The organism is Lacticaseibacillus sp. YLM2-1 (assembly GCF_056583465.1).
The window spans coordinates 398514-417370 of record NZ_CM152617.1 but is presented as its reverse complement, the minus strand read 5'-3'; the positions used below and the strand labels follow the sequence as shown (position 1 = coordinate 417370).

The following is an 18857-nucleotide window of genomic DNA, read 5'->3' as shown; positions in this document are numbered from 1 at the left end:
CAACAGGAGCTATTTGGCTTTGGGCGTAATGCCCGTCTGCTGACGAACCTTCTTCTGAAAATATTTGATTTTCTTGTCATAGTCGTCAACAACCGCGCGAACGTTTTGCTGCCCTTTCCAACCGGAATACCCGAACATCAACATCCCCAGTGCACCCAGGACTAAGAGCACAATGCCAACGATGTTTAACCACAAGGTCTTGCCATGGAAGAAGTAGATCAGAACAATGCCAACGCCACTGAGAATGGTGCAAAGTTGAAACCAGTAGCCTAGGTTTTTCAACATATGCTTCTGATAAGCAACTTCTTTTTCGTATCCCTTAGTCATTTCGTCAATTGTCATTTTGATTTTCCTTCTTCCATACACGTTCGTAGTTTAGTAAGACAGGCCAGGGTTGAAGAAACCAACTAGAACACCGACGAGCGAAACAACAACGAGTAGCAGCATGGTCCAGATAGCTGAAACATGCTTCTTCGCCATCAACCACCAGCAGAATAATGTTACAAGTACTGTCAGCAAACCAGGATAGATGCTGTTCAGCTTGTCTTGCAGATTCAGGAAGACTTTGCCATCAGCACCGCGTAATTTGAGTGATGTTGTGACGTTAACCCATGATGCCAGAACCCCACCAACAACCATACTGCCGACAATCCCGATAGCGTGACGAACAGCCGCGCCTTGTTTACCAACTAAGAAACTAACCGCTTGATCACCGAAGCGATAACCACGGAAGTAAAGGAAACGTTGGCCAAAGTATGCCATCAGTACCCAAGCAACAATGTAGAAAATCGCCCCGACTGGTGAACCGCCAGTCGACATACCAAGGGAAATCCCTAAGAGAATGGGAATCAATGTCCCATCAATCAATGAATCACCAATACCAGCGATTGGGCCCATCAGGCCAGCACGCATATCGTTAATGGTCTCGCCGTCAATTTCTTTACCGTTCGCACGCGCCTGTTCCATGCTGGCCGTAATTCCGACAATCACCGTCCCAAGCATTGGATTGGTGTTGAAGAACGCGGTGTATGCGTGAATGGCTTTGACCTGGTCATCATGTTTCGGATACAGTTTTCTGAGAATTGGCAGCATTGATGCCATATACCCAAAAGTCTGCATATGTTCTTGTGAGAAGCAGGTCAACGCACCCCAGAACCAACGATGAAAAGATTTTGTCAGTGTTTTGTGATCAAGCTTTTTCATGTCATTTGTCGTTTCCATGATCAAATATCCTCCTCATCATCATCGTCACTTGGTCCATCTGCTGGTGCTGCACTACCCTTTGAAGGTGTGTTGTTAGAACCAGACATCTCAATTTCATAAATAATAACCGCAAACAGTAACGATACAACTGTGACTGAGACTAAGTTCAAGTGTAGTGAAGCAGCAAGTGTGAACCCAACTAAGAACGGAATGAAATCAGCCGCTTTACCAACAATTTGCCGAAGCAGAATCGCAATCCCGACACATGGCAGCATGCCGCCGACCGTGAACAGTGTCTTCATGGCAATGCCGTCCATTGGTAAGGCACTACGCAAAGCTGTAACCGCCGTAGCACCGTAGTATGTGAGTAACATTGTTGGTAAAAATGAGAACAATGCATGTGAGATCCAAGGCCAGCCAAAGTTAACAGCTGTTAATTTATCAAGCTTGCCATTATGAACGTCTTTCCAACCAAAGGACTGCCAAACCAGGTTCATTGTTGCAACAGCGTAGTACAAAACCGTCCCGACAGTTCCGACTAATGTCCCAACTGACTTAGCCAAGTTAGCAGCACCGCCACCCAGCGGATTCAATCCTTGCGAAGAAATCGCAACCATTGCTAGAGGGATCCCAATATAAGAAATAGCACGAACATCGGCAGAAACAGTACCACCTGGGGTAACCAATGCGATATAAACCAACTGCATCGCAACCCCGCAGGCAATCCCTAACTGAAGATTACCTAGAATAATGCCACAGACAAGACCCCCAACCAATGGACGGCCAATGGTATAATTACCAACCGCTTGACCAGCCATACATGAGTTGGAACATAAGCAAGCGAAAACACCTAAAATAGCTGCTTGAAACCAACTAATTGTCATTTTTCTTACCTTCCTTTTTTGTGAGCGTGAGCAGGAGCGCTTAGAAACCGGAGCATAAGTGGCCTTGGACGTGATGGTCGCACTTTGACCATTGCGGCCAAGGTCCTTATGTGCAGGTTTCTGCGACTGCGAGCGCGTTATCGTGAGCGCGAGCCAGCGCGGGTGAAACCGGAGTGTAAGCGGCCTTGGGCGTGATGACCGTTCTTTGGTCATTGCCGACCAAGGTCCTTACACGTAGGCTTCAGCGCTGGCGAGCGCGTTATTGTGAGCGCGAGCAGAAGCGTTTAGAAACCGGAACATAAGCAGCCTTGGACGTGATGACTGCTCTTTGGTCATTGCGGCCAAGGTCCTTATGTGCAGGTTTCTGCGACTGCGAGCGCGTTATTGTTCAACCATTAATACCCAAAGCGTGACTTGAATTTGTCCCAACTACCAATCCGCTGATCTGGCAACAGCGCAAACTCAACTTTATAACCAGCCTTCTCAATCGCTTCAAAGGCATCGCCTTCCTCTTGGGTAAAGGACTGATTGTCTCCGAGTTTGACCGCGTTGTCGCGATCATTACCTGGACCGACAACAATTGTTTTAATGTCGCCCGGCTTGAAGTTCATATCGACCAAGATCTTTTTCATATCTTGAGGACTCTTGGTGATGAGAAAATACTTGGTTGCTGAGTTCAACACCTTATCCTTAACCTTGTCAAAATGATCTAACGTCCAAACGAAGGTCTTCTTGTCAGACGCTGCCATATAGGCTTCCTTCAAAATCGGATTGTTTGCCGCTTTGTCGTTTACCGCAATAATCCCATCCATCGGGTATTCCTTGCCCCAACGAACCGTGATCAAGCCATGAATCATGCGATCATCAATACGTACAAACGAAATTGCCATTTTGCTCACTCCTTAAATATCGTCATCGTCAGAAGCTTCTGATGAGGTCGTCTGAAATTCTTTGATGGCCGCGGTTGCTTCTGAAAATGCTTTTTCTTTTAACGCTGAGTTATCTAAACTGTCTTTCGACATCAATGTGGTTAACGCCATTGGGAAGTTCATCCCGCCAAGAACAAGCGTATCTTGCAGCTTGCCATGATCGTTCAAAATGTTGCAAACCGTTGTGAGTGGACTACCGCCGACAATATCTGCCAGAACAACAAAGCTTGCATCCTCTGGCAGGGTCTTTAGCAATGCCTCAAACCGTGTTCCAAATGTTGAAGCTGCTTCATCGGGTTTTAAACCAACCGCAATGACAGAACCAATCGCATCATCGCCCGCAAACATACCCAAGGTTTGCTTTAAGCCACTGGAGAAATCACCGTGACTGACAAGAAGCAAATATTTCATCTAAATCATCCCTTTATCAAGACTATGAAAATATGGATTTACCGCAAAAGGCGACAATCAACCGAAGTACAACTGAAAGTGATCCATTATTGTTCGGACAGTATTGCGGTTGTCCCCGCGAGGAACGCCCTCCCTTCTGCAATCGTTATGTAAGTCGTTTTCTCTCTATATCTGGACGTCAACAAGGTTAACGCTTACAATGATTATGTTAAGCACATTACTAATAAAAGTCACGAAGACGTTGTGCTTAATTTGCGGGAATAGTGCTTAAGGGGTGGTTTCTTTGAACGCAGTAGAAAAACTTTATGCGACAATTGTGCAACACTTTCCAACTGAACGAATCACAACTAATCAGGCTGCCGATGCAGTGGGGCTAACACGCGGCGTGACCAGTAGTTATTTATCTAAGCTCGAAAAGCAAGGCAAACTGCTCAAGACCGGCAGTAGACCAGTTTACTGGCAAGTCAAGCGGGACCATTCCGCTTTTGACGACTTAATCGGTGTCCACGGTAGTTTAAGCACTAACATTCAGCTGGCAATCGAAGCAATCGTCTATCCAACACATGGATTGCCGATCTTCATCACTGGTCCAGCCGGTAGTGGCAAGTTGCCATTTGCTCAGGCAATTTATCACGAAGCCATTCGTCGTGAAGTGCTTAAGAAAACAGCTGTGTTTAAAATCATTGATTGTGCCAACTATAAGGATCATCCAGGGACACTCAAAAAGAAGTTGCAAAGTGAGAACAATGCAACGACGGCAGATGGCACCGCCGAAAGTGGCTACTTGTATATTAAAAATGTGCAGATGCTAGGCTCATCAGATCAACACTATCTTTTCACGCACACCAACCAGCAACAAACCACTGCTTTTCGTTACATCTATTCAGGAACAACTGAAATTTTCAAAGCAGCGCGTGTCTGGTTCAAAAGTGCAGCGGTTCAGATTAAACTAAGTGCTTTTAGCGATCGACCTTTAAACGAGCGCATTACGTTTGCGGCGATGTACCTTCAACAACAGGCTGATCAAATCAATAAAGAGATCTTGATCGCACCAAACGAGTTGATCAAACTGGCAAATTTTGATCACGTCAATAACATCACGGCATTGAATAACCGTGTTCAGTTGCTTTGCGCTGGCGCCTATGCCAAAGCGCCTGACCACACGCAGCTACGGCTTGGTCAAACCGATACAAGTGCGATTCTGGTAACGCCTAAACAACAGACCTTGCAAGCAAGAATCACATCTTTGATCACCAGCGCGTTGCAGCTTGGCCCAACAACTGATGCGCTTTTTAAGAAACTTTCTGACTCGCTAAACAATGGCGAGTCCATCACTGAACAGAATTTTCTTCTGGCGAAAGTGCTCAATCAAGTCGATACCATTGCTAGTGAAAAACTTCTGTCTGTATTTGCGCAAGCCATTCAAAAAGACGCTAAAACGTATATCACGCATGTATATGGTGTAACGTTTCCAAGCGACAATATTTTCTGGCAAAATGTGGCACTTGCCTTCGCATTCGCGGGTCTTTGTCGCGACAACTTGCCAGACACACAATCAGCACTGAAAATTCAGAAAGCAATCAAGCACCGTTATCCTCGAAGTTACTACCTTTTCAAGCACTTTTTGACTAAGTTAAAAGCGCAGTATGTTCAAAGCCCTTACTATTATTTGCCATTCTTCATGATGATGATTCATTGCGAAAGTAAAATCGAATCAGCGCAATACAATGCCATCCTGCTTGCTCACGGCGAACACACCGCATCGAGCATCCAGCAAGTGGTGAATTCGCTTTGCGGTAATTACTTTTTTGAGGCTTTTGATATGCCCATTGATGTGACACTTGATCAAATCAACGGTTACGTTCAGGAATACCTAACCGATCAAAGTCCATCTGCTAAGGGTAATATTGTCTTATTCGATATGGGTTCTTTGCGCCAGATGTTCAGAGAAATTAAAAAGGTATCTGATCAAGAGCTGATTGTGGTCAACAACGTAACCACTGCTATGGCGCTCGATATTGGCCTGCGCGTTCAGCGTAATGATGCCTTCCAGTCCATCGCTGAAGCCAGCGAGCAATATGGTGCAACAACTGAAGCCCAATATTACGAAGGCTTATCAAACAAGAAAAACATTATCGTCTCTTGCATGTCTGGCGTCGGTCTGTCTGAAGAAGTCAAAAAGCTAATTGATGCGACCCTTTCGCCAGCACTTGAAGTCATTGCCGTTGACTACAAAGAACTCCATACCCTGCTCACCAATCATGATCGAAAATTTTTCTCGAATACCCAGTTAATCTTAACCACCACCGATGTTGCTGGCGATATCGGGGCCGATATCGGCATTGATATCGTGAATGTCTATAATGTTTTCGATAAGGCTTCCTCACAAAAAATGCAAACTGTCCTACGCAATTGTGGTGAAAGCCCCCAGTCCATTAATGAACTCATTGATCGATTGGTTCGCTTCTTGTCGATAGAAGGTATCCGCGGCCGCTTGCAGATCCTGAATCCCGATATTGTCATTCAAGAAAGTCAACGCATTGTCTCCCACTACGAAGATTTCTACAACGTCAAATTCGGATCCAGACTAAAGCTCAATCTCTTCATGCACTTGTCCTTAATGATTGAACGCATGATGACCAGCAAACGCAGCACTACTTCAATTGATCGCGCAACCTTAACCCCCCCTGAGCAAGAATTCTTCTCCCTTTCCAGCGGCATTTTTCAGCCAGTTGAGCAAAAATTCAATATCAAGGTACAGGACTACGAAATTGCTTTGCTTTATCAACTGCTCAAGGACTTTATTTTTGTGGCGTGATCACATGACAAAACAAACACCCCTCGCTATTGAGAAACCATAACGAGGGGTGTTTTCGTGCTTGCTCAGTAGGATCATCTGGCCTTAATCAATTTTCCGTGGACTCAACTCACCATTTGAAATAGCCTTTCTAAAAGCAGACGGTGACATTTGTCTAGCTTTTTGGAAAGCTTTGGCAAACTGCACGTAGCTTGAAAAACCGACTTTGATGGCAATATCACCGATGGCATCATTAGTGTTTCGTAGCAATTCAATGGCTTGGTTAACGGGCACCCTTGCTATGCCCGATGAAATCGCCATTGAGATACACCTTCAACACTGAATCAGCGCCATCGAAGGCAATGAGGGATTGTTCGTTAGCAGCTACTTCATCTGTCTTCAGTTGGTCAAGGCAACATCAGCACATAAAAAAGTTCGGTGATCCGTTAAACGACCATCGAACTTTTTTGATGAAGCAATATTCATATTTTTTTACATCATCCTCGGAACGGATTATAAAACCGTCCGCCATTAACATGAAACAGAAACAGCCCAATGACGATAATCACGGCAACACCGGCCAGCACGATCCAGTCAGGCGTGCGCAACGGCTGATCCATGTACCACGTCCGCCGCTTGCCTGTACCAAAACGTCGCAGTTCCATTGCTTGACTGATCTGATCAATACGATCGAGACTGGTAAAGATCAGCGGCAGCAAGATTTGCCCCATACCTTTCAGTCGCTGAAACAGCTTTGCCTTGCGTGACAGCTCATAACCACGAGCTTGCTGCGCTAGGCTGATTTGGCGGAAATTCGTTTGAACGTCAGGGATATACCGCAACGCTAACGCAACAGAATAACTGATTCGGTATGAGACATGCAGCTTATTAAGACTCGCTGCAAACTCGCTGGGGTTGGTCGTGATTAAGAAAATCAGCGCCAGTGGCACGGTCACAATATACTTCAGCGCTAGATTCATTTCATAGAATAATTGCTCTTGTGTGATCGTGAAGTAACCAGCATTGAGCAAAACGTGCTTGCTGCCATACAAGCCAACGCCATACTGTGGCGAAAAAACAAACACGAGCAATAAATTGACCACTGCAAAAATCGTAATAATTTTGACCACTAAACTAATTTGCCGCCAATGAATTTTAGCTTGGGCAAACAGAATGATCGATGCGAGCATCACTGCACAGACAAAGCGTGTGTCATAACTCGCCATCACAATGACCGAGATACCAATGAACGCGAGCATTTTCGTCGCACCCGTTAATCGATGCAGCCATGTATCTTGCGGATCATAACCAAAAAGTGAGTTCATTGGCGCACCCTCCGTTCTTGGTCAATCACAGCCTGCGTGAAGGCTAATGGGTCAAGGCCTTCACGCTTAGCGAGGCGATACAAACTTGGTTGTGCTAAGGAAGCATGCTCAATGATAGCCGGATTGGTCAACACTGCTGCTGGCGAGTCGTCCATCAAGATGCCACCGTCGCCTAATACAATAGCCCGCTGCGCATACTCCAACATCAAATGCATGTCGTGCGTGATCAGCATCATCGTAATCCCACGTTCATTCAAGGTCGTCAAGAAACGCATCATGTCGGTAAAATGACGCCAATCTTGGCCAGCCGTGGGTTCATCTAAGATCATTAATGCCGGTTCTAGCACCAAAATTGCGGCGATCGTGACACGCTTTTTTTGCCCATAACTCAAGGCGTTGATCGGCCACGATCGAAATGGATACAAGCCGCAAACCTTCAGCGCCTCAATGACCGCTGTTTTGACACGCGTCTCGTCCCAACCACGTAAACGCGGCCCAAGAGCGACTTCATCAAAAATCAGATGTTTACTGATCATCTGATTTGGATCTTGTAAAATATACCCAATTTTATCGGCGCGTTCCTTCACCGACCAATCAGCCAAATCCTCACCATCAAGCGTCATCCTGCCAGCACCCGGCTTCAAAAACCCAGCGATCAAATGACTCAAGGTTGACTTACCAACCCCATTGCGTCCAACCAAGGCCACCATCTCACCATGATGCAAGGTGAAACTGAGGTCGGTAAAAATTTGACGGCCATTAGGATAGCCAAACTGCAACCCGTCAATCGACAATAACGGTGCCTGAAGCTGCTCCGGCTTAACAGTCGCAGCCTCCGCTGTGAAAGCAGCCAACTTAGGTCTGAGTTGTGGGGCCTCAAAACGCGAAAGGTCAGCCAAATGATCCGCCTGATCCAAATCAACCCCCGCAAACTCAGCCGCTTCCAAGTACAGCGGTTCTCGCAAGCCGATCTGTTGCAGCAACTGTCCATGCAATAAAGTTTCTGGGGCATCATCGGCAATAATTCGACCGTCCTTCATCACGACTAATCGATCCACTGGCCGCCGCAACACATCTTCCAAACGATGTTCAATGATGACTTCGGTGACGTGATAAGTCTGATGCAACTCATCAATCAAGTCTACCGATGCTTCACCAGTGGCCGGATCAAGACTGGCCAACGGTTCATCAAACAGTAAAATATCCCCTTCATCAATCAAAACACCGGCCATCGCCACCCGCTGCTTTTGGCCGCCTGAAAGTGATTGCGGTGCTTGCGCCAGTAAATCGCCAATTTTCAAACGATCGGCCCATTTTTTGACGCGTGTATGCATCTCACTAGGTGCGACAGCGCTGTTCTCCAAAGCAAAGGCAATATCCTCGCCTGCTGTCAAAGCAACAAACTGAGCATCCGGATCCTGCAAAACCGTTCCGACTTGCAGTGAAAGTGTCGCCAAGCTGGCATCCTGAACCACCGTCCCGTTGACGGTTACGGTGCCGCTCAATTTGCCCGGAAAAGCGTGCGGAATTAACCCATTGATCAAGTTACCTAACGTTGACTTGCCTGATCCAGACGGGCCAACAATCAGTACTTTCTCTCCTGGTTGAATGGTTAGATTAATATCATGCAAAGTCGGTTCCGCCTGACTGTCATACTGAAACGTGACATGATCAAGCTGAATTGCTGGTGCTGCCATATTAAGACTCTTTCTTCAAACTGCCAGACCGCGTGCGTGTGGCTGCATAAGTGACCAATAAAATGGTGCCAATAACACCGGTCGCAATACTATTTGAGATAGCTGACACGATCCCTTGGACATAAACTTTATTTGCCGGCTCACTGTAAATCCAAATATCCAGTGTTGGTGCGATCAGACTCCAGCTCACCACATTCGTAATAATCTGCAACAGATTGAAGCTTACAATTTTCTTCATGCCAAAATTGCCCGCTTCGACATTGAAGCGACGCCAGAACAACCCGATCACCATACCGACTAAACCAGTCGTGAACACCCATGTCCACCATGGTGTCCCGTATTGCGTAAAATCATTCAAAGCATGCCCTAAAAACCCGATGAAAAAGCCAGCAATCGGGCCGAAAAGCGTTGCGATAAAGCCGAGAAAGCCATAAGAAATGTCAATGTTCGTATTTGCAATCCCTGTTGGAATCACCGCAAATCGTTTCAAAATAAATAAAATAGCCGTACCAATACCGATTGCCACCACTGTACGTACGCTCAAAGCCTTTTGATCACGCATATGATTGCCCTCCTTGTCAAACGTACCGTTACTTACCCGTGTTGAGCAGCCGCCAAAGCCATCGCCGCCAGCAGACTGCTCATGCATTCAATTATACCGAAAGCCGCTTCACCGTGATATGCCAATCAACCCCAGTGCCAATATGATACAGCTTTGAAAATGAGTCCTGATTGATCGCAACGCCAAGATTCAGTAATGAATTCACGTAAACCAGCGGCTCACCAACCCGCACCGCGGCAAATGTCCGGGTAAACGGCATCTGGTTTTGATAACGCAATTGATCGTGATAATAAATCGATACCTGAACAAACTCGCCAGCTGCAACACCAAGTTTCTTAAAGGTAGCCAACGGTATATTTGTCCACAACGAGCCAAATCGAATATCCAAAATGTCGATCGTACCGGCAATTTGATCAACGCCTTCTTTAACCTCACCCAATGGCAACATCACCACTTGCTCAGGTTCGATTTCTTTGCCCAGATCCTCAAAGGTGATCTGGCCACTTGCTAATTTAGCGCCATTGTAAGCGTAAATGTCACGACCATGGAACGTATGACTCTCTTGACTGCCAGGCAAGGCATGCGATGCCTCATCAATCACACTCACCCGCTTCAATCCGACAAATTTTGCTAAATGCGTCAACGTCCCATTATCCGGCGTGATGATGAAATGATGATCCACCGTCTCCGCAATAATGCTACGCCGATCGCTACCGACACCAGGATCAACCACCGAAACAAAAACCGTCCCCTCAGGCCAATACTTCGTCGTTTGATACAACCGATAAGACGCTGCAAAAATATCATACGGCGGAATCTCGTGCGTCAAATCATGAATCGACAACTCACCATCAACGCCATAAGCCACGCCATACATCGCAGCAACCGCACCATCAACCAACCCAAAATCTGTTTGTAAGACTAACTTTGCCATTTTCTGTCCCCCTTGCGTCGACAGTCCCATTGGCGCCCAATCGGTTTGTCGAACGCGATCCTATTTTCTTCAGTATTTCAATTGCATCATTGACGATGTGCTTGTTGTGAACATAACCACCAAGATTCGAAATAACTGAATGTATTCTGAGTTTAGCCGAGAAATGTTCGGGTGTAAAGGTAAAGGTGCTGGTTACTATAGCTGCTGAAGAAGTTTAACCGCTTTTCTTCTTTCAATTTTAGACTACTATAAGGCATGAAATCTAAACTATTCCATACCATTATGGATCACGTTTTTTCATCATTTAAAAAAGCCATTCCGTTTTCGATACCTACTCGAAAATCAGAATGACTTCTTCTAATGAGACTAATTCATGCTACTCACTTTTGTCTTAACCATCAAAAAAACCTTGCAACGTAGTAATGGTTTCAACACACTTTTGTTAATCTTTGATAAACGCCTGAAGAAGCTTCACTGGCTTAGATGGCGTCAAATTAGTCACCTGCACATGATGACAACTTTCAGGAATGATAAAAGTCTCACCATAATGAATGGTCACTGGCGGGAATGCATCGGTCTGGCTGCTTAGCTCAATTGCATCTCCTTCCACTAAGTTCAACATATTCACGCTATCGTGATCCTGAACTTCAATGGTATCTGTAAAGGTATAGCGGTAAGTCGCAATAAACTCCAGATCGCACAAGCCAGTCTCTTCAATCAATTCTTGCTCCGTCTGTTGAATGACCTTATTTTTGCTGAACAGATTGTCCTTTACATAATCAGTGTCGAAACGCATGTCGGCACTAGGTTCACCATGATCAAGATGAATTGGTCTTGGTTTGCCATCTAATCCTATCCGTCCCCAATCCCAGAGCTTAAAAGTAAAGATATAGGGGGTCGCACTAATTTCCAGAACAACTGTGTCCGGTCCTCCACAGTGAATGGTTCCAGCTGGTATAGAATAGTGATCATGCTTATTTACCGGAAAGACGTTAATGAACCTGTCATCATCAAAGTTAGCCTGACCAGTCTGAGCCTCTTTCAAGGCCTCGAAAAGCTCTTTTTTATTCGTACCATTTTTCACGCCTAAATAGATAGTGGATCGTGAAGTTGCTTGCAGAATGTAATAGCTCTCGTTTTGCGTGTAATTCATGCCGAACTGTTGCTGGATATACTCAACTTTAGGGTGAACTTGAAGACTGAGGTTTCCTCCACCCATCGTATCTAAATAATCAAATCGAATCGGAAACTCTGGTCCAAATAAGGCTGTTACCCGCTCTCCAAGTAACTGAAGCGGAAAGTTATGAACCAAATTAATGGCTGGCATTTCGAACTCACCATTACCGAGTTGAAACAAAACGCTATTTTCTTCGGGAACACCATCAAATGCCCAGCCATAGTTTTCTTTTCCCGGATTGAGCTGAAATGTTTCTTTCATCCACTGCCCACCCCAAACACTTGCATCAAAGTAAGGCACCAGTCGGAAGGGACGCCGGACAGCCAATTGTTGGATATGCTGAAAAGTATCGCCGGTTATCATCGTCCAATGATCGTTTGTCGTGGTATCAACGACAAAATCCATCATGGAGGACAACGCCTCCTTACGACGATCTGCAATCCGCCATTCAAAGAAATACCCACGTTTGAATTGCTTGAGTATATCAGGCTCAGGGGCAGCTAACCAATTGTTCATCCCCTTTCGAAAACGCAGTTGAATCTCCCAGCGCGTTAAATCGAAGTAGGCTAAATGATCCCACTCTCCTGCAACTAAAGACGCTCCCACACCGTACACAATAACTAACCCTTCGGCATGCGCAATTCGATCTCGGACTCGGTTCATCTTCTCTGAGTCAAAGAAGTCTGCCATGTTGGCATGCGTCATCAACCCAAGGACACGATCATCCGTTAAGGTCGTTTTTAACTTTGCATTAACTTCCGATTGCGGCAGTGTCTGATCGAGCGCATTTATGATGAGCTTCGGCTGTAACGACTTTGCCAAAGCTAACAGTTTATCCTGATCAACCCCCGGGTAGGCTTCAAAGACTAAAACGGTTTGAGTTTCAGGATCAGCTTGACTCAATTGTTGCCGAATAAAGTTGCCAATTTTATCGTTCTGAGCCGCTATCTGATAGTCTTTAGCCTCAATCTTTGGCCGTAATTCATACGTCATGATGAACTCCTTTCATCAACAAGTTAATTGAATTTCAAGGTGATATAGTCTTTTGCAGCTAACAATTGCCCTTCTTTGAATTCACCAACCGGATCTTCCTTCAGGTCAACGACTCGAGTTCTTTGAATCGCCTCTGAGGTTTTCAAGTTAATCGGTTGGGCATCATTCGTTGGATTGAAGAGACGTAAAACTACCCCGCCATTCCATCCTTGCTTCAAAGCAGCGAAGAACAGATTTTCATTTTGACTATGCAATAGTGAAAAGTGAGCTGGTACGTCGGCTTTCAATTTCGGGATTTGAAAGCGATCAATTCGATTAAGATAAGAGTTCAACGACTGATTTTGATAAAAGTCGGTCTTTGTATAAATTGCATCCGACTGCTTAAAGGCCTGCTGAGAATCGATTGATTTCAAGCCAAACTCAACCGTATAGGCAAAATGCATTTGCTGAAGCATTTGTCCATCTGGTGTTGGCACGACCATGTTGTTGATTCCTGAGGCTCTGCCAGGCCGCCAAGCCAGATCATCTCGACCTAAGAGTCCATTACTCCGGAACAAGGTCAACGCCAACGTGTGTGTATCAGGATATGGTTGGTATTCCTTAAGCATGCCACTATGCAAACTAAAGTGAGACTCATCATCGAACAAAGCAATCATAGATTCAAAAACGAAAATCGATTTAGGTTTTTCGACAAATCCCTCAGTTTGCCAGGTCGCCTCATGAGAATTGGTACTCTTGCGGGTTAGCAAACTGAATCCCTGATCCGCATAGTTTTCGCTCATGTTCTTAACACCTGTGTGCCAGTGAACGCGTACACGATGATCTTTAATGTGATTGTCAACATCGTGTTCAACTTTTAAATGACGCTCTCCTTGATCAAGCACTAGGGTCGTCTTAATCACAAAATCCTTAACAGCCTCTGAGCGAGCATCAGCCGTTTGATTTAACGAAGCCGGCAGTTGCGCTTTGAATTCGAGTCGCATCACTTGTCGACGAGCACTCTTCGTCACATCAATCAGAACCGGTTCATTGATGAGTTTTGCTTGATCTCCTGAAATTGGTGAATAGTCAAACGAATCACCGCCGTCAGCCTGATCATCGAAGTAAAAGGGATCGTCAATGGCTTGTCGAGTTTGCTTGTTTTGCAGACGAAGGTGCTGGTCATCGTCGAAGCTCACTTTATAAAACTCATTCTCAATGACCTGGGCCTTTATTGCGCTCTGATGGTCGCACTGTCCTGCCACACCATCCTGAACCTGAAGAGTTGTGAACCCCATCGCTGGTAGCTTGATGTCCTCAACTAAAATTTCTGTTCGATAATACGGGGGCACGGATTTTTCCTGTTCACCACCTGCTGTCACAACAATCACCTTGCCACCGTCGAGCTCATCTTGATGCAAAATGCTGTATGCCAGTGGCTCATCATTCATCGTCTTTAGTGTGAAGTCTTTGTGATGGGTAAATAAAACGATGCTGCGCTGATAGTGTTCTTCTCGAATGTTAGTGTTGAACAACACCACAATATCTTCCAACTGTGTTTGTTTGCTAATTGCCGCTGTCAGCTGCCGCTTAACCATGTTGATTAAATCTTTAATTTGCCGCAGTGCACTCGTTAAACGAACCACAATGTCATGATTAGCGTCATCTGAGTTCGAGGCACCGATGCCATTATGAGCCTGGCTCTCAAAGACTTTGCGCCAGATTTGATCCAACCAGTTTTGCGGAAACTTGATGCCAAATTGACTGCCAATAGTGCATAACGGCTCCAGCTCGTTTAACAACAAATCTTCTACCTGAAAATTCAGGTTCTTGATGTCATACCGCGTTGAGCGACACGTATTGTGAATACGCGATTTTTGCCCAGCAACTAATTCCCCTTCAATCGTTTTTGGAAAATGGTGATGCTGCCATGTGGCCTGCATAAAGGTCTCATAGTCGGTGAGTTTAATATCGTAGTCCGGCAACAGACGATTCAATTCAGCGATTGTCTTTGGAAAGTGGCGATTAATCAGCACTTGATCGCCACCCGCTGGCAATAACAGATTGTCCGTATGTTGATTACGACGACTCAGTTCATCTAAGATCGGTTTCAAACGTGTCTTAATATAGGCGTCATCAGCACTTAAAAATTTACCAGGACCATAGCCAAAAAAGATATTATTAGCAGGAATCACTTCGCCGTTTGGTGCCTGCCAGTTAAAATTCAAATTAGAAGACACCTGGTCGTTATAAACCCCTCGTTGGAAAATTGCCCATTTCAGGCCGAAGCGTTTATAAATTGACGGAAAGTAGGCGTGCATACCGAAAATATCCGGTGCATAGCCAATTGCCATGGTGTGTCCAAGCGCTTGCGTTTGCTTCACACCGTAGAGCAAATTACGAATGACTGACTCAGTCTTGCCCAACAGAGCATCGGTTTGTGTATACCAAGGTCCCACGAATAAACGTCGATCAGCGATTAACTTTTCAATCCTCTTTTTGTTTTCAGGTCGGATTTTCAAATACTTATCAATAACAGAGGATTGCCCATCGAAAGTATAGGAAGGAAATTCAGGATTCTCTTCTAATGTCTCAATCAAGTAATCCAAATTTTCAATCAGGATCATGTCAGCATCTTCTTGAGTAAAATACCATTCATGGTCCCAATGTGAATGGGCAACAGCAAAAACAGATTTAGTCATTTATAAAAGCTCCAATCATTTCACAGCAGTGGTTGTCTTTTCTTTCTTACGAATTATATGAAAGCGAATAAAGATATTAGTCAAAGCAATAAACAAGACCCCAACAAGAATACCAACAGCGTATGCCGGGAAGTTTTGAACCAATGGCCATCCCCATACGGCCGGCAGTGGATACCACTGAACTGCGCCGAGCAAAACAGCGGTGACAGACCCTAGTGTTGCCCCAAGCATGTTAATTGGGATCGTGATGAGCGGATTGGCTAAGGCAAATGGAATCGCCCCTTCACCAATGGCTAGGAAGCCTAATAACAATGATGTTTTGCCTGAAACCCGCAGATCTTCATCAAAGACATGGCGCCCAACAACATATTTGTCAATCAGCGTTGCAAGCCCAATCCCGATTGGGGGAATCACGATAGACAAAACCCGCGGCGTTAATGGAAAGACTTTATCAGCTGCCATCCCAATTGCAACGGCACCTGCCGCCTTGTTAACCGGGCCGCCTAAGTCAAAAGCAGTTAAACAAGCAATAATCGAAGAGAGTAAAACTTCACTAGAGTCCTTATAAGTTAAAACCATTTGTTGCAACCAAGCGTTCAATCCGCCGAACACAGGATCGACAATAAAGAAGTTAGCCAGGAAGACAACCAAGATTGAAACACCAGGTAAAATTAGCATCGGCTTCATTGCCGAGAAGTTCTTATTTAAATGAATATGTTCATTCATATATTTCACAAGGAAGCCCACTAATGCGCCAAGGAACAGAGCACCGAAGAAACCTGATGGAATCCCTTTCGCATTTCCCAGTAAAATGAACTGGAAGCCAGCAGCAAAGGCACCACCGACAAATCCGGGCGCAATCGCTGGTCGATCAGCAATTGAATAAGCCATGAAAGCTGTGAAGATTGGATACATGAACTTCATTGCCATGTTGCCACATTGACCCATGTAATAAAGTAAGACAATCATCTGGTTCGCATTGGTGGCCATCTTAGGATCACCAATCACCTTATTCAGGCCGAAGAAACTCGCACCTATTTGCGAAAGCCCGATCATCACCCCGGCAGCAACCAAAATCGGAATCATATAAGAAATCCCGGTCATAACAGATTGCATCAACGTACTTTGCCAAGACTGCTTCTTACCGGTTGTCGCAACTTCTGATGCAGCCGCTTCTCCTTGCACCACGCCATCAGGATGATTTAAGACTTGGTCAATCATGGCTTCACCATGTTTTAATGGCTCAGCTACCTTTGTTTGAACAAATGGAATGCCCTTAAAACGCTCCTTGCCTTTTGCTGCAATATCAGTTGCGAAGATAACACCGTCCGCATCCTTCAGCATTTCTGGTGTGATGCCATCTTCAATACCGTTAGCGCCTTGCTTTTCAACGTGAATCTGAACGCCCTTAGCCGCGGCCGCTTTTTGTAAAGCCTCTGCGGCCATATAGGTATGGGCGATGCCCGTTGCGCATGCAGTAATCGCTAAAATTTGTTTAGGTCGCTGCTTGGTTTCTTTAATCGTTGTTGTGGCTTCTGGGAAGTCAACACTTTTTCGGACAGTTTGCTAAGCGACTTTTTGTGAAGCTTGGTCATACAAGGAAAGCCATGCTACTGGTGCAAGATAGTCTAAGCGTGCTTGTACCCTTACGCGGTTGTAAAAGGTCTCGATGTAAGCGAAGACTTGCGCTCTCAGTTCATTGATATCTTTAAATTGTATCTGATAAATGAGCTCTTTCTTCATGATGGCAAAGAAGCTTTCGCTCCAAGCGTTATCACCCGGTTTTCCCAATGCTGAGAAGCTACGTTGCCAATGATATTGGTTGACCAACTTTGTCACTGCTTTGGCCGTGTATTGGCTACCACGGTCACTATGAAAAATACACGTTTCTGGCAAAGCCCACCTTTGGTGGGCTTGTTTAAGTGTCGCTAAGACTAAATCCGTGTCCATATGATTGGATATTTGATGAGCTAACACTAGGTTGCTGTTCAAATCCCTTATTTGGCAAATGTAAGCTTTTCCTTCTGATGTTGTCGTCTGTGTAATGTCACTTGATAAGGCTTCAAACGGCTTAAAAGATTGGTGTTTCACTAGATTGGGATAATCACCTTGACGAGCAAGGCGGCTATCGGTCAAACTCTTCGGATGACGACAACGTAGCGTTGAATACAGACCGGCATCAGCCATCAGACGGGCAACTCGGTGATAGGAAGCTTTATTACCATTTTTACGCAATAAACCGCAGATGCGTTTGGGCCCGTAAGTGCCCTGTCCTTGATCAAAAAAGTGTTTGATTCGTTGACGATATTGCCTTTCTTTGGCGTTTCGCTTTGGCAAAGCTCTCCGCCAAGCATAATAACCACTCGTTGATACGTCTAACAAACGCGCCCACCTTACCACAGAAACAGAGGTTTCCCTCAACATAAAAGCATACTTATCGCTGGGGGTTACTTCTGGAGACTGGCAAAGTAGGCGGCGGCTTTTTTTAACATATCACGCTCCAATGCTAATTCGGCATTTTCACGTTTTAAGGCACGGTTCTCAGCTTCTAAAGAAGCAAACGGTGTTTGCTTTCCATCTTCGGTATATAGCTTCCGCCAACGATACAGGGCACTTTCAGGAACACCAAGTTCGGAGGCAATGATTTTAACTGGTTTGGAAGAGTTAAAACTCAAATGTACCGCATTTTTCTTAAAATCTTGGTCGTAGCGATTGCGTGAATAGGTCATTTTGAGGACTCCTTTCGGATAAATCAATTCTCTTATGTTTCTGTCCGAAATTCTAGTACAGACCCTCTTGATTCTTTTTGCCAAGTAACTGAATAACTTGATCAGCGGTATTGGCATGTTTAAGTTGATCGACAAGCTTCTCATCCATTAAGCGAACGGCTAAATCAGAAAGAATCTTGAGATAAGCATCGCCTTTTTGCGATTCAGGAATCGCTAGTAAGAAAATCAACTCAACTTGATTCGTTGGATCAGTTGATGGCCACGCAGCAGATGCCAGCGGCTTCTTCAAAGTGACGATAGCAACTGCGGGCTTCGTAACCGCCTCGGATTTGCCGTGAGGAATGGCGAACCCGTTCTCGAATCCGGTTTCAGAAATCTTTTCACGATCTAAAACAGCCTGCTTGTAAACCGCTTTGTCATTAACAACACCTTCTGATGCGAATGCATTAATCAGGTGATCTAATACCTCTTCTTTACTCTGCCAATCTTGATGTAAAAAGATTAACGACGGATCCGTAATGAGCGTCATGTCCAT

Annotated in this window: 16 protein-coding genes; 1 reads left to right on the top strand and 15 read right to left on the bottom strand. The window is 45.2% G+C overall.

Features of this window, described 5'->3' with window-relative positions:
- Positions 1-9: 9 nt before the first annotated feature.
- The 5 genes from AC07KQ_RS02010 to AC07KQ_RS01990 form a co-directional block, all read right to left on the bottom strand.
- The gene (locus AC07KQ_RS02010; RefSeq protein ID WP_003563330.1) at positions 10-342 is read right to left on the bottom strand and encodes a PTS sugar transporter; all 333 of its coding nucleotides are present in this window, start codon (positions 340-342) and stop codon (positions 10-12) included.
- A 33-nt stretch (positions 343-375) separates the two neighbouring features.
- Entirely contained in the window at positions 376-1221 is an 846-nt protein-coding gene (locus AC07KQ_RS02005) for a PTS system mannose/fructose/sorbose family transporter subunit IID (protein WP_003563328.1), read from the bottom strand.
- 2 nt (positions 1222-1223) lie between these two features.
- Positions 1224-2087, bottom strand: coding sequence for a PTS mannose/fructose/sorbose/N-acetylgalactosamine transporter subunit IIC (locus AC07KQ_RS02000; protein ID WP_003563326.1), 864 nt, complete (start codon positions 2085-2087; stop codon positions 1224-1226).
- Between the two features lie 395 nt (positions 2088-2482).
- A complete protein-coding gene (locus AC07KQ_RS01995; protein WP_013245411.1) occupies positions 2483-2977 on the bottom strand; it encodes a PTS sugar transporter subunit IIB in 495 nt (164 codons plus the stop codon).
- Positions 2978-2989: 12 nt separating this feature from the next.
- Positions 2990-3427, bottom strand: coding sequence for a fructose/mannose phosphotransferase system IIA component (locus tag AC07KQ_RS01990; protein WP_003573527.1), 438 nt, complete (start codon positions 3425-3427; stop codon positions 2990-2992).
- 283 nt (positions 3428-3710) lie between these two features.
- Between AC07KQ_RS01990 and AC07KQ_RS01985 the strand changes: the two genes are divergently transcribed.
- The gene (locus AC07KQ_RS01985; protein WP_480156583.1) at positions 3711-6245 is read left to right on the top strand and encodes a PRD domain-containing protein; all 2535 of its coding nucleotides are present in this window, start codon (positions 3711-3713) and stop codon (positions 6243-6245) included.
- An 84-nt stretch (positions 6246-6329) separates the two neighbouring features.
- Here AC07KQ_RS01985 and AC07KQ_RS01980 read toward each other — a convergent pair whose 3' ends face one another.
- From AC07KQ_RS01980 to AC07KQ_RS01935, 10 genes are all read right to left on the bottom strand, one after another.
- Positions 6330-6545, bottom strand: a complete 216-nt coding sequence (locus AC07KQ_RS01980; protein ID WP_012490974.1) for a helix-turn-helix domain-containing protein — start codon at positions 6543-6545, stop codon at positions 6330-6332.
- A gap of 176 nt (positions 6546-6721) precedes the next feature.
- Complete coding sequence (locus tag AC07KQ_RS01975) at positions 6722-7549, bottom strand: energy-coupling factor transporter transmembrane component T family protein (protein WP_003563292.1); 828 nt, start codon at positions 7547-7549, stop codon at positions 6722-6724.
- The gene (locus AC07KQ_RS01970) at positions 7546-9246 is read right to left on the bottom strand and encodes an ABC transporter ATP-binding protein (RefSeq protein ID WP_003583525.1); all 1701 of its coding nucleotides are present in this window, start codon (positions 9244-9246) and stop codon (positions 7546-7548) included. Before AC07KQ_RS01970 ends, AC07KQ_RS01975 begins: the two co-directional genes overlap by 4 nt.
- Position 9247: 1 nt before the next feature.
- Entirely contained in the window at positions 9248-9808 is a 561-nt protein-coding gene (locus AC07KQ_RS01965) for an ECF-type riboflavin transporter substrate-binding protein (RefSeq protein WP_003563290.1), read from the bottom strand.
- Between the two features lie 91 nt (positions 9809-9899).
- Complete coding sequence (locus tag AC07KQ_RS01960) at positions 9900-10742, bottom strand: SAM hydrolase/SAM-dependent halogenase family protein (RefSeq protein WP_003583524.1); 843 nt, start codon at positions 10740-10742, stop codon at positions 9900-9902.
- A gap of 442 nt (positions 10743-11184) precedes the next feature.
- The gene (locus tag AC07KQ_RS01955) at positions 11185-12912 is read right to left on the bottom strand and encodes a class I mannose-6-phosphate isomerase (RefSeq protein WP_013245409.1); all 1728 of its coding nucleotides are present in this window, start codon (positions 12910-12912) and stop codon (positions 11185-11187) included.
- 23 nt (positions 12913-12935) lie between these two features.
- Positions 12936-15593: a glycoside hydrolase family 38 N-terminal domain-containing protein gene (locus tag AC07KQ_RS01950; protein ID WP_020751424.1), complete on the bottom strand. Its 2658-nt coding sequence runs from the start codon at positions 15591-15593 to the stop codon at positions 12936-12938.
- Between the two features lie 15 nt (positions 15594-15608).
- Positions 15609-17075: a PTS fructose transporter subunit IIC gene (locus AC07KQ_RS01945; RefSeq protein ID WP_480156638.1), complete on the bottom strand. Its 1467-nt coding sequence runs from the start codon at positions 17073-17075 to the stop codon at positions 15609-15611.
- A gap of 84 nt (positions 17076-17159) precedes the next feature.
- A protein-coding gene (locus AC07KQ_RS01940; protein WP_121496551.1) for an IS3-like element ISL1 family transposase occupies positions 17160-18322 on the bottom strand; the annotation gives its coding sequence in 2 pieces (ribosomal slippage) (positions 17160-18082 and positions 18082-18322; 1164 coding nt in all).
- Positions 18323-18374: 52 nt separating this feature from the next.
- Positions 18375-18857, bottom strand: a complete 483-nt coding sequence (locus tag AC07KQ_RS01935) for a PTS sugar transporter subunit IIA (RefSeq protein WP_480156582.1) — start codon at positions 18855-18857, stop codon at positions 18375-18377.

Coding starts and splice junctions, on each gene's coding strand:
- AC07KQ_RS02010 (WP_003563330.1), bottom strand. CDS start 342: ATGACAATTGACGAAATGACTAAGGGATACGAAAAAGAAGTTGCTTAT.
- AC07KQ_RS02005 (WP_003563328.1), bottom strand. CDS start 1,221: ATGGAAACGACAAATGACATGAAAAAGCTTGATCACAAAACACTGACA.
- AC07KQ_RS02000 (WP_003563326.1), bottom strand. CDS start 2,087: ATGACAATTAGTTGGTTTCAAGCAGCTATTTTAGGTGTTTTCGCTTGC.
- AC07KQ_RS01995 (WP_013245411.1), bottom strand. CDS start 2,977: ATGGCAATTTCGTTTGTACGTATTGATGATCGCATGATTCATGGCTTG.
- AC07KQ_RS01990 (WP_003573527.1), bottom strand. CDS start 3,427: ATGAAATATTTGCTTCTTGTCAGTCACGGTGATTTCTCCAGTGGCTTA.
- AC07KQ_RS01980 (WP_012490974.1), bottom strand. CDS start 6,545: ATGGCGATTTCATCGGGCATAGCAAGGGTGCCCGTTAACCAAGCCATT.
- AC07KQ_RS01975 (WP_003563292.1), bottom strand. CDS start 7,549: ATGAACTCACTTTTTGGTTATGATCCGCAAGATACATGGCTGCATCGA.
- AC07KQ_RS01970 (WP_003583525.1), bottom strand. CDS start 9,246: ATGGCAGCACCAGCAATTCAGCTTGATCATGTCACGTTTCAGTATGAC.
- AC07KQ_RS01965 (WP_003563290.1), bottom strand. CDS start 9,808: ATGCGTGATCAAAAGGCTTTGAGCGTACGTACAGTGGTGGCAATCGGT.
- AC07KQ_RS01960 (WP_003583524.1), bottom strand. CDS start 10,742: ATGGCAAAGTTAGTCTTACAAACAGATTTTGGGTTGGTTGATGGTGCG.
- AC07KQ_RS01955 (WP_013245409.1), bottom strand. CDS start 12,912: ATGACGTATGAATTACGGCCAAAGATTGAGGCTAAAGACTATCAGATA.
- AC07KQ_RS01950 (WP_020751424.1), bottom strand. CDS start 15,593: ATGACTAAATCTGTTTTTGCTGTTGCCCATTCACATTGGGACCATGAA.
- AC07KQ_RS01935 (WP_480156582.1), bottom strand. CDS start 18,857: ATGGACATGACGCTCATTACGGATCCGTCGTTAATCTTTTTACATCAA.